The organism is Proteus vulgaris, from assembly GCF_011045815.1.
Classification (GTDB): Bacteria; Pseudomonadota; Gammaproteobacteria; order Enterobacterales; family Enterobacteriaceae; genus Proteus; species Proteus vulgaris_B.
Window position 1 is genome coordinate 4,050,334 of the sequence record NZ_CP047344.1, and the last position, 11,585, is coordinate 4,061,918.

Below are 11,585 nucleotides of genomic sequence, written 5' to 3' on the forward strand. Positions count from 1 at the left end.
TCTGATAAAGCCCTTTTTTATTCCGCTACTTCTGCTTTGTATTTTCTTCTCCCACTAAATATTTCATCATTTTTTTACTTTGTCATAAAACTGTCACAATTAAGACATTTAATTGTCATCTAACTGACCTATTGTCTGTGCGTACCGTAACCGAAGTTGATAGATGTCGAAAATTATTCTACCTATCCCACAGGAGGGATTATGAAACTGATGCGTACCACCCTGACTAGTGTCATTGCCGCTGCGTTTTCAATGACCGCTCTTTCTGCGCAGGCAACGACCTCGCTGACTGGTGCTGGCGCAACGTTCCCTGCCCCAGTTTATGCTAAATGGGCAGATTCCTATCAGAAAGAAACGGGTAACAAAATTAACTACCAAGGCATTGGCTCCTCTGGTGGTGTTAAACAGATTATTGCAAATACTGTTGATTTTGGTGCTTCTGATGCGCCATTAGCAGATGACAAATTACAAGCTGACGGTTTATTTCAATTCCCAACTGTGATTGGTGGTGTTGTTATGGCAGTCAATATTCCTGGTATCAAATCAGGTGAGCTGACCTTAGATGGCGACACTATCGGTAATATCTATTTAGGCAAGATCCAAAAATGGAACGATCCTGCCATCACCAAACTCAATCCAGGTGTAAAATTACCAGACCAGAATATCGCGGTTATTCGCCGTGCTGATGGTTCAGGAACCTCTTTCGTTTTCACTAGCTACTTATCAAAAGTAAGTAATGCATGGAAAGATGAAGTCGGCGCTGGCTCTACCGTTAAATGGCCAACAGGCTTAGGTGGTAAAGGAAATGATGGTATTGCTGCATTCGTTCAACGTGTACCAGGTTCAATCGGTTATGTTGAATATGCTTACGCGAAACAAAACAATCTTGCTTATACTAAATTAGTCACAGCTGATGGCGAAGCAATTGCACCAACAGCAGACAGCTTTAGTGCCGCAGCAAGAAAAATTGATTGGAGCAAAAGCTTTGCACAAGACCTGACTAACCAGAAAGGTGAAAACGCATGGCCGATTACTTCAACCACCTTTATCTTAGTGCATCAAAAACAACAAAATGCAGAAAAAGGTAAAGAAGTGCTGAATTTCTTCAACTGGGCTTACGACAAAGGTAATCAAGAAGCGAAAAACCTAGATTACGCAGTATTGCCTGCAGAAGTTGTAGAACAAATTCGTGCTGCATGGAAAACAAGTATTAAAGACAGTAATGGTAAACCGATTTACTAATAAAACCGGCAACCATTAAGAGATAAGTTAACGTTCACCCCCTGCTATGCTAACAGGGGGTAATAAATTAAAAGAGGCTTTATGGCCGAGCACACAACGGTAATAAAGGCCCCTAGTAAACGAGGGGACGTTATTTTCAGCGCACTAGTCCGTCTAGCTGCGTTAATTACGCTTTTGCTTTTAACAGGTATCATTGTTTCGCTGATTTTTGCCTCATGGCCAAGTATTCAGCAGTTTGGTCTTTCATTCTTATGGACAAAAGAGTGGGATCCACCGGCACAAGAGTTTGGTGCATTAGTGCCTATTTACGGTACCATTGTAACGTCAATCATCGCACTGATTATTGCTGTTCCTGTCAGCTTTGGTATTGCCCTTTTCCTCACTGAGTTAGCGCCTAATTGGCTAAAACGTCCATTAGGTATTGCGATTGAGTTACTCGCGGCTATCCCAAGTATTGTTTATGGTATGTGGGGACTCTTTGTCTTTGCACCACTGTTTGCAACCTATTTCCAAGAACCTGTCGGTAATGTGCTTTCATCCATTCCTATTGTTGGTGAGCTTTTCTCAGGCCCAGCTTTTGGTATTGGTATCTTAGCTGCGGGGGTTATCCTCGCTATCATGATCATTCCTTATATCGCCTCTGTGATGCGTGATGTGTTTGAACAGACACCTGTCATGATGAAGGAATCAGCCTACGGCATTGGCTGTACGACATGGGAAGTAATTTGGAATATCGTTCTGCCTTATACCCGTAACGGTGTCATCGGTGGCGTTATGTTGGGATTAGGCCGTGCCTTAGGTGAAACCATGGCGGTGACCTTTATCATCGGTAATACCTACCAATTAGATTCTGCCTCGCTGTTTATGCCAGGTAACAGTATCACGTCGGCATTAGCCAATGAGTTTGCCGAAGCAGAGACGGGATTACATACTGCAGCATTAATGGAATTAGGGCTTATTCTGTTTGTCATTACCTTTATCGTACTTGCGATTTCTAAGTTTATGACATTACGTTTATCTAAGAATGAAGGAGCGCGTTAATATGTCTAAAACATCCTCTTCTTCATTACAAGTTCAAACCGAGAGCGAACTACGAGTGCGCCATAAACGCCAACTTTGGCGTCGTCAAAAAAACCGTATCGCACTGTTTTTATCTGTCTCTACTATGGCATTTGGTCTTTTCTGGTTAACGTGGATTTTATTCTCAACAATCACAAAAGGCGTTGATGGTATGTCCCTTGCGCTTTTCACCGAAATGACACCGCCACCAAATACTGATGGTGGTGGATTGGCGAATGCCATTGTCGGTAGTGGATTGCTCATCTTTTGGGCCACTGTAATTGGAACACCATTAGGTATTCTTGCAGGAATTTATCTTGCGGAATATGGCCGTCGCTCATGGCTTGCTGAAACCACTCGCTTTATTAACGATATTTTGCTGTCAGCACCTTCCATCGTTGTCGGACTCTTTGTCTACACCATTGTGGTCGCACAAATGCAGCACTTTTCAGGATGGGCAGGTATTATTGCACTTGCTTTACTGCAAATTCCTATCGTTATTCGTACCACTGAAAATATGTTGAAGTTAGTCCCTGATAGCTTACGCGAAGCTGCTTATGCATTAGGAACACCAAAGTGGAAGATGATCTCTAAAATCACCTTAAAAGCCTCAGTATCAGGCATTATTACAGGTGTGTTATTAGCGATTGCACGTATTGCAGGTGAAACTGCACCACTGTTATTTACTTCACTATCCAACCAATTCTGGAGCACAGACTTAAACGAACCGATAGCTAACTTACCTGTGACTATCTTTAAGTTCGCCATGAGTCCTTTTGCACAGTGGCAAGAACTTGCCTGGGCTGGCGTATTACTTATCACCCTCTGTGTTCTATTTATCAATATTATCGCGCGCGTGCTGTTTGCTAAACGCAAGCACGGCTAACGCAGAAAGTTAAGCAAGAGAGAACGTTGAATGATTATGGCTAATGATAACGCAGGAAATAAAATCCAAGTTCGTGACTTGAACTTCTATTACGGTAAATTTCATGCGCTGAAAAATATCTCTTTAGATATTGCCAAAAATAAGGTGACCGCCTTTATCGGACCTTCTGGTTGTGGTAAATCCACCTTACTGCGTACTTTTAATAAAATGTATGAGCTTTATGGCGAACAACGTGCAGAAGGCGAAATTCTGCTAGATGGCAACAACATCTTGACGGATAAGCAAGATATCGCATTATTACGAGCCAAGGTTGGTATGGTGTTCCAAAAGCCAACCCCATTCCCGATGTCAATTTATGACAATATCGCTTTTGGTGTACGCTTATTCGAAAAGTTATCTCGCGCTGATATGGACGAACGTGTTCAGTGGGCTTTGACAAAGGCTGCATTATGGAACGAAACCAAAGATAAATTACATCAGAGTGGATATAGTTTGTCAGGCGGTCAGCAACAGCGTTTATGTATTGCACGCGGTATCGCTATTCGCCCTGAAGTATTATTGCTTGATGAGCCTTGTTCAGCACTTGATCCAATCTCAACAGGTCGTATTGAAGAACTTATCAGCGAACTTAAATCAGAATATACCGTGGTTATCGTGACACATAACATGCAACAAGCAGCTCGTTGTTCTGATTACACTGCATTTATGTATTTAGGCGAGTTAATTGAATTTAGCGATACGGATACGTTATTTACGCGTCCTGCGAAAAAACAAACTGAAGATTACATCACTGGGCGTTATGGCTGATAACGAGGCAATAAATGGATAATTTAAATCACAATAAGCATATTTCTGGTCAATTTAATGCTGAGTTAGAGCATATCCGTACTGAGCTGATGGTTATGGGTGGGCTTGTTGAAGAGCAACTGAAAAAAGCCATTACAGCGATGCACAATCAAGACCAAGCACTGGCAAATGAAGTTATTCAAGGTGATCATAACGTCAATATGATGGAAGTCGCCATTGATGATGCGTGTATGCGAATTATTGCTAAACGCCAGCCAACAGCAAGTGACTTACGTTTAATTATGGCGATATCAAAAACGATCGCTGAGCTAGAACGTATTGGTGATGTTGCTGAAAAAATCTGTAAAACAGCACTTGAAAAGTTTTCACACCAGCATCAGCCATTATTAGTCAGTTTAGAATCTTTAGGTCAACATGCAATACAAATGCTTCATGATGTTCTTGATGCGTTTGCGCGCATGGATTTAGATGAAGCAGTACGCATCTATCGTGAAGACGCTAAGATTGATAACGAATACGAGGGTATCGTCCGTCAATTAATGACTTATATGATGGAAGATCCTCGCACCATTCCTAGTGTGTTAACCGCCTTATTTTGTGCGCGTTCTATTGAACGCATTGGCGACCGTTGTCAGAATATTTGTGAGTTTATTTTCTATTACGTCAAAGGCCATGATTTCCGTCACTTAGGTGGCGACCAAGTAGAAAAAATGCTAACAAAAAGCGATGGTGACAATACCACTAAATAAATTTCTCTCTTCTTTTCTTCTCTTACAAACAGCGACAATTATGTCGCTGTTTTTTATTCCCTCATAAATTTAATTGCCGTACTTGCTCAACACTTTTTCTCATCTTATTCCTTAAAAGCATATCCATATCAATTTTTATTATTTTATGAACTTAGATCAACTTGATAGCGTGATATCCAACATAACGATGATAATTCTTTTCTTTGGGGTGAATAATGAAACTACGTGTTTTGGCAACGGTGTTAATTGCAGGTTCTGTCCTTTTCTCTGGTATTGCAAAAGCCGATAAATTAGATGATATAAAAAAAGCGGGTGTTGTACGTATCGCGATTTTTGACAGCAATCCTCCTTTTGGGTTTATTGATCCTCAAACCAAAAAACTTGCCGGTTATGATGCGGATATCGCCAATGAAATCGCCAAAGATTTAGGCGTAAAACTGGAGCTACGTCCAACAAACCCAGCAAACCGCATTCCACTGTTAAGCTCTAAAAAAGTCGATTTAATTGCAGCAAACTTCACCATTACCGATGAACGCGCTAAGCAAGTAGACTTCTCTGTTCCTTACTTTGCAACTGGACAAAAATTTATTGCACGTAAAGGGGTTTTAACTAATCCTGAACAAATTCACTCACTGCGAATTGGTGCAGATAAAGGTACTGTTCAAGAAATCACACTACGTGAGCGTTATCCTGATACCAAAGTTATCTCTTATGACGATACCCCTCTAGCCTTCGCTGCGTTACGTAACGGCAATGTACAAGCTATCACACAAGATGATGCAAAATTAGTCGGCTTATTAGCCAACCTTCCTGATGCTATAAAAGCAGATTTTGAAGTGTCATCTTTTAGCATTACACGTGAATACCAAGCTGTGGCCGCCGCTAAAGGCGAAGAGCGTTTAATTAATGAAATTAATAACACGCTATTAAGACTAGAAAAAGAAGGCAAAGCAGACGAGATCTATAACCGTTGGTTCGGCCCTGAAACAAAATCAGCTCAGCCTCGTGGTGACTTTAAATTTGCGCCATTATCCGAGCAAGCACCACAATCTTAATCTTTAAAGAGTAATAACTATTTTCTTTCATCAATAGCAAAGTTATTTCTTTATTAAAACACCTACCCCGCCTTTGCGGGGTTTGGTGTCTACAATAGGCCTATTATATGTTTGAGCAATTTCTATCACATTACCTTCTTGAGCCACACTATTTAAGCTGGCTCTGGAAGGGATTCCTAATTACTTTGCTTATCTCTTTTTGGACTATTGTCATTGCAACATTAATGAGCTTTGCCCTTAGTGCTGCAAGAGATAGTACTTTTGCACCATTACGCTGGTTAGCCTCGGCTTACACATCGTTATTTCGTAATACTCCACTGTTAGTACAATTATTCTTTTGGTATTTTGCATCTGGAGAAATTCTGCCACAAAGCGCCATGATGTGGTTAAACTCGCCTCATGAAATTACATTCTTAGGCGTAACACTTTCTTGGCCTTCTTTTGAATTTTTAGCTGGCATTGTGGGTCTGACATTTTACTCAACGCCATTTATTGCCGAAGAGCTAAGAGCTGGTATTCAAGGTGTTAAACAAGGGCAAAAATATGCCTCTTTAGCACTAGGCTTAACACAGTGGCAATCTATGCGTTATGTGATTTTACCTCAAGCCTTCCGTATTGCTCTGCCTCCTTTACTGGGTCAATACATGAATGTGATAAAAAACTCATCACTGACTATGGCTATTGGTGTTGCAGAGCTTTCTTACGCATCAAGACAAGTCGAAACCGAATCCTTACGGACCTTTGAAGCCTTTGGTGTCGCAACCATTCTCTATATTGCGGCAATAGCCTTAATGGAGGCTTGGGGACAATGGCATCAGCAACGTAAATTAGCACAAGGGTATTAATATGGACTTTACTGTTATTGCTGATAACTGGCAGTACTTACTCTTTGGTGCTTATCCTGACGGACCTTTAGAAGGTGCAGCGCTGACCGTCTTTATCAGTATCATTGCTGGTATTGCATCCATTATTTTAGGTACCTTGGGTGGGATTGCTCTGGCGATGCTTAGAGGTGCCTGGGTTAACCTTTTCTCGGCTTTTTTAGGTTTTTTCCGCGCTATTCCCGTCATTATGTTGATATTTTGGGTCTATTTTTTATTACCCGTTGTACTGGGGATGGAAATACCTGAAATCACCACAGTAGTTTGTGCATTAGCTTTAATTACATCGTCTTATATTGCGCATGGCGTTAAAGCCGGCATTTTGGCAATAGGAAGAGGCCAATGGCAAGCAGGATTATCGTTAGGTTTTAATCGCTGGCAAGTACTATGGCATATCGTATTGCCTCAAGCATTACGAATGATGGTGCCTTCATTTATTAATCAGTGGATAGCCTTAATTAAAGATACTTCATTAGCTTATGTGGTGGGTGTAGGTGAACTTTCATTCTTAGCGACACAAGTTAATAACCGTAGCATGGTTTATCCAATGGAAGTCTTTCTGTTCGTTGCGTTTATCTATTTTGTTCTCTGTTTTTCATTGGAAATTATTGCAAATAGAGTGGCTAAATTATTCTCAACACAAAAAGAGAAACGCCCCTTTTGGCAAATAGTGTTGCCATTTAAACGAAAATATCCACTCCCTATTAACTAAGACTAATTAAATTAGGGCTTTCTGGCTGTTTACGATATGACTCTGGTGGGAAGTGGTTTAAACTTTTATGAGTTTGGTTTAGGTTATAATTTTGCTAACAAAACCAAGCTATTAAAACCGTTTTACTGTAACTTATTCCGTTAAATATGGCATAGCTCAATTTAATTATTTTTACAATAATTCAATAGATCTGATGAAATAGAAGTTATTCGGAGAAATAGATAAAAAGGTTTCACTAAGAAAGTTTAGGCTAATAACGACAAAGTTTTGGTGACACCACGTAAACATTTGATTTAGAAGAGGGCCCTTTTTTACAAACAAAATATCCTTGGGAGACAAGATCATATCTTACATAGAGATTAAAAAATATGCCAAATAAAATACCAAAAATGAAGATCAACACTGTGACTATCGCAAGTTTGCTATTAATTTTGATTACTTGGTCTTTTATAGCGGACATCAGTAATATGTAAAATAGATAATAAGTAAAAGGCGATAAAAAAGGCATACTTGCTGTGACAAAAGAAAAATTTATTTTCTCTGCTAAAAAGAAATAATCAACATAATCCTCTAATGATAAAAAAATACAAATGAGAAAGAGAGGGATCATAATAAATGAAATTAAATATATTTTATCTTTAGTTTCAATATCCATAATTAATGACACCTATTTAATGATTTAACATAGAGATTAGATTCTGCAAAAGTGTTTTTTTCACAAATAAAATAACCTTTAGAAAGTAGATCTCTTTCAACATAGTAAGAAAAGAAAAAGCTAAAAAACACACCAAAAATAAAAAATAAGAGAAAAGAGAACATTATTTTTTTACTTCCTTTTATTGTCCTCTTTTTGGATGGTGGAAAAACCAATAAATAGAGAAGATAGAAAACAGCAGGTACCGTAAATAAAAAAACAGATGTTCTGAATGAGGTACTAATTTTTTCAGCGAGAGAAAAATAATGAATATAACTTTCTATTGAAATAAATAACTCCATTGAGAAAACAACGAACAAAAAAACTGAAACTACATAGATTATCTTTATTATATTATTATCAGACATTCCCTATTTCCTTATTCTATTCCTAAAAAAATCTCCGCACATCTCATTAAGTACTTACTTCTGTACTTAAATCACTAAATTGTGTATAATTCAATCAAAATAGATACAACTCACTGGATAATAAGATGAAAACGATAAATTATACAGAAGCAAGACAAAACTTAACTTCAATTATGAATGAAACAATTGATGATAGAGTACCCATCATGATCACAAGACAAAAGGGTATTCCATGTGTTCTTTTATCTCTTGATGAATACCAAGCACTAGAAGAGACAGCTTATCTGTTACGATCTCCAGCGAATGCGCGCCATTTGCTCGATTCAATTGATGAACTGAACCAAGGTAAAGGTATAGAAAAGGATATAACGGAATGAAATTAATTTTTTCTGAACAATCATGGAGTGATTATCTTTATTGGCAACAAATGGACAAGAGAATAATTAAACGCATTAACGAACTCATAAAAGATATTAAAAGAACACCGTTTAGCGGAATAGGTAAACCAGAGCCCTTGAAACATAATTTAGCAGGTTTTTGGTCAAGACGGATCACTGATGAACATCGCCTTATCTACCGTATTACTGATCCCGCTATAGAAATTGCATCATGTCGATACCACTATTAGCCTCCTTACATTTATCCTTTTTCACTCTTAAAGGATCTCAAAGTATTTTTAAGCTTTAGATTTTCCTTCTACGCAATCGATTACTTTTTTAGGTGCAGTTATTGTTTTATTTGTGTAGGATAAAGCGAAAAACATTTTTTTTGGGATCTTTTGTCTATGAGCATGTCATCACCAAATTCTGGTTCACAGGGTTTGCTCCAACGTGTGTTTAAGCTACAAGAACACGGCACAACCGCTCGCACCGAACTAATTGCGGGTATCACGACGTTTTTAACGATGGTTTATATTATCTTCGTTAACCCTCAAATTCTCGCTGCTGCCAATATGGATATCAAAGCCGTCTTCGTGACGACCTGCTTAATTGCGGCTTTCGGCAGTATTTTAATGGGATTAGTGGCAAATTTACCTATTGCTGTTGCACCAGCTATGGGCCTAAACGCCTTCTTTGCCTTTGTGGTTGTTGGCGCAATGGGATATTCATGGGAAGTCGCTATGGGTGCGATTTTCTGGGGTGCTGTAGGTCTATTTTTACTGACTCTTTTTCGTATTCGTTACTGGATAATAGCGCATATTCCGCTAAGTTTACGTGTGGGTATTACGAGCGGTATCGGCCTTTTTATCGCCATGATGGGATTAAAAAACTCTGGTATTATTATTCCTAACAACGATACCATCGTCACTATTGGTAACTTTGCCTCTCATAACGTGTTATTAGGTGCATTAGGCTTTTTTATTATCGCCATTCTTGCCGCACGTAATATTCACGCAGCTATTCTTATCTCTATCGTTATCACCACAGTAATTGGCCTATTATTAGGCGATGTCACCTACCAAGGTATTTTCTCTCTTCCTCCTTCTATCACCACTGTTGTTGGTAAAGTAGATATTATGGGTGCCTTAGATATCGGCCTTTCTGGTGTGATTTTTGCCTTTATGTTAGTAAACCTATTTGACTCTTCAGGCACATTAATTGGTGTGACAGATAAAGCAGGTTTAACCGATGACAAAGGTAAATTCCCACGTATGAAACAAGCGTTATACGTCGATAGCTTAAGTTCTGTTGCAGGCTCTGCAATGGGTACATCGTCTGTAACCGCCTTCATCGAAAGTACTTCTGGTGTTTCTGTCGGTGGTCGTACAGGCTTAACTGCGGTTGTTGTGGGTATTCTTTTCTTACTTGCTATCTTCTTATCTCCACTGGCAGGCATGGTGCCAAGCTATGCAACAGCAGGCGCACTAATTTATGTGGGTGTATTAATGACATCCAGCCTTACGCGGGTGAAATGGGATGATTTAACTGAATCCGTTCCAGCTTTTATCACCGCAGTCATGATGCCATTTAGCTTCTCAATTACAGAAGGTATCGCACTAGGCTTTATTGCTTATTGTGTTATGAAGATAGGGACTTTCCGCTGGAAAGAAATTAATCTGTGTGTTGTGATTGTTTCATTAATGTTTATTTTAAAAATATTACTGATTGATACTCATGTTATTGATTTGAATTCTTTATTCTAATATTCAATAAATTAAGAACATCATGATACAGACAAACGGCACCAATAACGTGCCGTTTTTTATAAGAAAAGAGGTGATTATGCACGTACTTTTACAAGTAGATTTCCCTTATCATGGTCCTTTCGATAATGAAATGACACAAGCTATGGATGCATTATCTGCATCAATCAACCAAGAGCCTGGCTTTATTTGGAAAATTTGGACTGAAAATAAAGACACACAAAAAGCAGGTGGGATTTATCTCTTTGATTCAAAAGAAAATGCTCAAGCTTATCTAGAGAAACACAGCGCCCGATTAAAATCTTTTGGTATTCCAGAAGTACGTGGTGATATTTTTTCAATAAACCAAGCTTTAAGTTTAAAAAATCAAGCCTCTTTTTTGGCTAAGTAGCGAAAAGCACAAGTGTTATATACCACTTGTGCTTTTCTATTTTCTGCAATTACTCTACTTTCGTAGGCAACAACAAACCAAAGATAATGGAATCAGAAATCTCATCACCCACTATCCAACGCTGTTTAAGATAGCCTTCCTGTTCAAAACCTAATTTAGCTAATAAAGCAGCTGATGCTTTATTATTCGGATGAATATCCGCTTCTAAACGACGAACAGATAAATGTGTTTGGAGGTACGTGATAAATGCGACCATAGCTTCCTTCATGATCCCTTTCCCTTGATATGGCGTATCAAGGCAATATCCTATTTCGCCTCGTTGTGACTTAGGGTAATGATTAAAGAAAACACACATTCCCATTAATGCATTTGTCTCTTTGTCTATTACCGCTAAGCGCAGATACTCTTTTCTTTCCATATGGGTAATATCTTGGATGATATCTTCTTGCGCTTCTTGCAGTAATTGCCAAGGAAGATGGCTCCAGTAGCGAGTGACTTCAGGTGAACTCATAATATTAAACCAATTTTCAGCGTCTCCCATTTCAAAGGGACGCAAAATCAACCTTGATGTTTCAACCTGAATATCAGCGTAACGCAT

Annotated in this window: 15 protein-coding genes; 12 read left to right on the forward strand and 3 right to left on the reverse strand. The window is 38.9% G+C overall.

Annotation, left to right across the window (positions count from 1 at the left end):
* Positions 1 to 201: 201 nt before the first annotated feature.
* The 8 genes from pstS (at position 202) to GTH24_RS18980 (ending at position 7,391) form a co-directional block, all read left to right on the forward strand.
* Positions 202 to 1,242, forward strand: coding sequence for a phosphate ABC transporter substrate-binding protein PstS (gene pstS, locus GTH24_RS18945; RefSeq protein ID WP_072068842.1), 1,041 nt, complete (start codon positions 202 to 204; stop codon positions 1,240 to 1,242).
* Between the two features lie 81 nt (positions 1,243 to 1,323).
* Positions 1,324 to 2,283, forward strand: a complete 960-nt coding sequence (pstC, locus tag GTH24_RS18950; RefSeq protein ID WP_072068843.1) for a phosphate ABC transporter permease PstC — start codon at positions 1,324 to 1,326, stop codon at positions 2,281 to 2,283.
* 1 nt (position 2,284) lies between these two features.
* Positions 2,285 to 3,187 carry a phosphate ABC transporter permease PstA gene (gene pstA / locus GTH24_RS18955; RefSeq protein ID WP_072068844.1) on the forward strand — a complete coding sequence of 301 codons (903 nt, stop codon included), beginning with the start codon at positions 2,285 to 2,287 and terminating at the stop codon, positions 3,185 to 3,187.
* A 30-nt stretch (positions 3,188 to 3,217) separates the two neighbouring features.
* Positions 3,218 to 3,994: a phosphate ABC transporter ATP-binding protein PstB gene (gene pstB / locus GTH24_RS18960; RefSeq protein WP_006534565.1), complete on the forward strand. Its 777-nt coding sequence runs from the start codon at positions 3,218 to 3,220 to the stop codon at positions 3,992 to 3,994.
* A 14-nt stretch (positions 3,995 to 4,008) separates the two neighbouring features.
* Positions 4,009 to 4,743, forward strand: a complete 735-nt coding sequence (gene phoU / locus GTH24_RS18965) for a phosphate signaling complex protein PhoU (protein WP_072068845.1) — start codon at positions 4,009 to 4,011, stop codon at positions 4,741 to 4,743.
* A gap of 215 nt (positions 4,744 to 4,958) precedes the next feature.
* Positions 4,959 to 5,798: an ABC transporter substrate-binding protein gene (locus tag GTH24_RS18970; RefSeq protein WP_072068846.1), complete on the forward strand. Its 840-nt coding sequence runs from the start codon at positions 4,959 to 4,961 to the stop codon at positions 5,796 to 5,798.
* 107 nt (positions 5,799 to 5,905) lie between these two features.
* The gene (locus GTH24_RS18975) at positions 5,906 to 6,643 is read left to right on the forward strand and encodes an amino acid ABC transporter permease (RefSeq protein ID WP_072068847.1); all 738 of its coding nucleotides are present in this window, start codon (positions 5,906 to 5,908) and stop codon (positions 6,641 to 6,643) included.
* Position 6,644: 1 nt separating this feature from the next.
* Positions 6,645 to 7,391: an amino acid ABC transporter permease gene (locus GTH24_RS18980; protein WP_164526835.1), complete on the forward strand. Its 747-nt coding sequence runs from the start codon at positions 6,645 to 6,647 to the stop codon at positions 7,389 to 7,391.
* Between the two features lie 250 nt (positions 7,392 to 7,641).
* Here the strand turns inward: GTH24_RS18980 and GTH24_RS18985 are convergent, their stop codons facing one another.
* Both GTH24_RS18985 and GTH24_RS18990 read right to left on the reverse strand, forming a co-directional pair.
* Positions 7,642 to 8,046 carry a DUF1240 domain-containing protein gene (locus tag GTH24_RS18985; protein WP_072068849.1) on the reverse strand — a complete coding sequence of 135 codons (405 nt, stop codon included), beginning with the start codon at positions 8,044 to 8,046 and terminating at the stop codon, positions 7,642 to 7,644.
* A 2-nt stretch (positions 8,047 to 8,048) separates the two neighbouring features.
* On the reverse strand, positions 8,049 to 8,453 hold the full coding sequence (locus tag GTH24_RS18990; protein WP_072068850.1) for a DUF1240 domain-containing protein: 405 nt from the start codon (positions 8,451 to 8,453) through the stop codon (positions 8,049 to 8,051).
* Positions 8,454 to 8,578: 125 nt separating this feature from the next.
* Here GTH24_RS18990 and yefM point away from each other — a divergent pair, with 125 nt between their 5' ends.
* The 4 genes from yefM to GTH24_RS19010 all read left to right on the forward strand — a co-directional run bounded on the left by yefM (position 8,579) and on the right by GTH24_RS19010 (position 10,987).
* A complete protein-coding gene (yefM, locus tag GTH24_RS18995; RefSeq protein ID WP_072068851.1) occupies positions 8,579 to 8,830 on the forward strand; it encodes a YoeB-YefM toxin-antitoxin system antitoxin YefM in 252 nt (83 codons plus the stop codon).
* Positions 8,827 to 9,081 carry a Txe/YoeB family addiction module toxin gene (locus GTH24_RS19000; RefSeq protein ID WP_072068852.1) on the forward strand — a complete coding sequence of 85 codons (255 nt, stop codon included), beginning with the start codon at positions 8,827 to 8,829 and terminating at the stop codon, positions 9,079 to 9,081. Before yefM ends, GTH24_RS19000 begins: the two co-directional genes overlap by 4 nt.
* A 156-nt stretch (positions 9,082 to 9,237) precedes the next feature.
* On the forward strand, positions 9,238 to 10,596 hold the full coding sequence (locus tag GTH24_RS19005) for an NCS2 family permease (protein ID WP_072068853.1): 1,359 nt from the start codon (positions 9,238 to 9,240) through the stop codon (positions 10,594 to 10,596).
* Positions 10,597 to 10,675: 79 nt separating this feature from the next.
* Positions 10,676 to 10,987, forward strand: a complete 312-nt coding sequence (locus GTH24_RS19010) for a monooxygenase (RefSeq protein WP_072068854.1) — start codon at positions 10,676 to 10,678, stop codon at positions 10,985 to 10,987.
* Between the two features lie 49 nt (positions 10,988 to 11,036).
* On the opposite strand, the gene GTH24_RS19015 is transcribed toward GTH24_RS19010, so the two are convergent.
* Positions 11,037 to 11,585, reverse strand: a complete 549-nt coding sequence (locus GTH24_RS19015; protein ID WP_072068855.1) for a GNAT family N-acetyltransferase — start codon at positions 11,583 to 11,585, stop codon at positions 11,037 to 11,039.

Bases quoted from the DNA above. Each gene is read 5' to 3' on its own strand.
- pstS (WP_072068842.1), top strand. From the start codon at position 202: ATGAAACTGATGCGTACCACCCTGACTAGTGTCATTGCCGCTGCGTTT.
- pstC (WP_072068843.1), top strand. From the start codon at position 1,324: ATGGCCGAGCACACAACGGTAATAAAGGCCCCTAGTAAACGAGGGGAC.
- pstA (WP_072068844.1), top strand. From the start codon at position 2,285: ATGTCTAAAACATCCTCTTCTTCATTACAAGTTCAAACCGAGAGCGAA.
- pstB (WP_006534565.1), top strand. From the start codon at position 3,218: ATGATTATGGCTAATGATAACGCAGGAAATAAAATCCAAGTTCGTGAC.
- phoU (WP_072068845.1), top strand. From the start codon at position 4,009: ATGGATAATTTAAATCACAATAAGCATATTTCTGGTCAATTTAATGCT.
- GTH24_RS18970 (WP_072068846.1), top strand. From the start codon at position 4,959: ATGAAACTACGTGTTTTGGCAACGGTGTTAATTGCAGGTTCTGTCCTT.
- GTH24_RS18975 (WP_072068847.1), top strand. From the start codon at position 5,906: ATGTTTGAGCAATTTCTATCACATTACCTTCTTGAGCCACACTATTTA.
- GTH24_RS18980 (WP_164526835.1), top strand. From the start codon at position 6,645: ATGGACTTTACTGTTATTGCTGATAACTGGCAGTACTTACTCTTTGGT.
- GTH24_RS18985 (WP_072068849.1), bottom strand. From the start codon at position 8,046: ATGGATATTGAAACTAAAGATAAAATATATTTAATTTCATTTATTATG.
- GTH24_RS18990 (WP_072068850.1), bottom strand. From the start codon at position 8,453: ATGTCTGATAATAATATAATAAAGATAATCTATGTAGTTTCAGTTTTT.
- yefM (WP_072068851.1), top strand. From the start codon at position 8,579: ATGAAAACGATAAATTATACAGAAGCAAGACAAAACTTAACTTCAATT.
- GTH24_RS19000 (WP_072068852.1), top strand. From the start codon at position 8,827: ATGAAATTAATTTTTTCTGAACAATCATGGAGTGATTATCTTTATTGG.
- GTH24_RS19005 (WP_072068853.1), top strand. From the start codon at position 9,238: ATGAGCATGTCATCACCAAATTCTGGTTCACAGGGTTTGCTCCAACGT.
- GTH24_RS19010 (WP_072068854.1), top strand. From the start codon at position 10,676: ATGCACGTACTTTTACAAGTAGATTTCCCTTATCATGGTCCTTTCGAT.
- GTH24_RS19015 (WP_072068855.1), bottom strand. From the start codon at position 11,585: ATGCGTTACGCTGATATTCAGGTTGAAACATCAAGGTTGATTTTGCGT.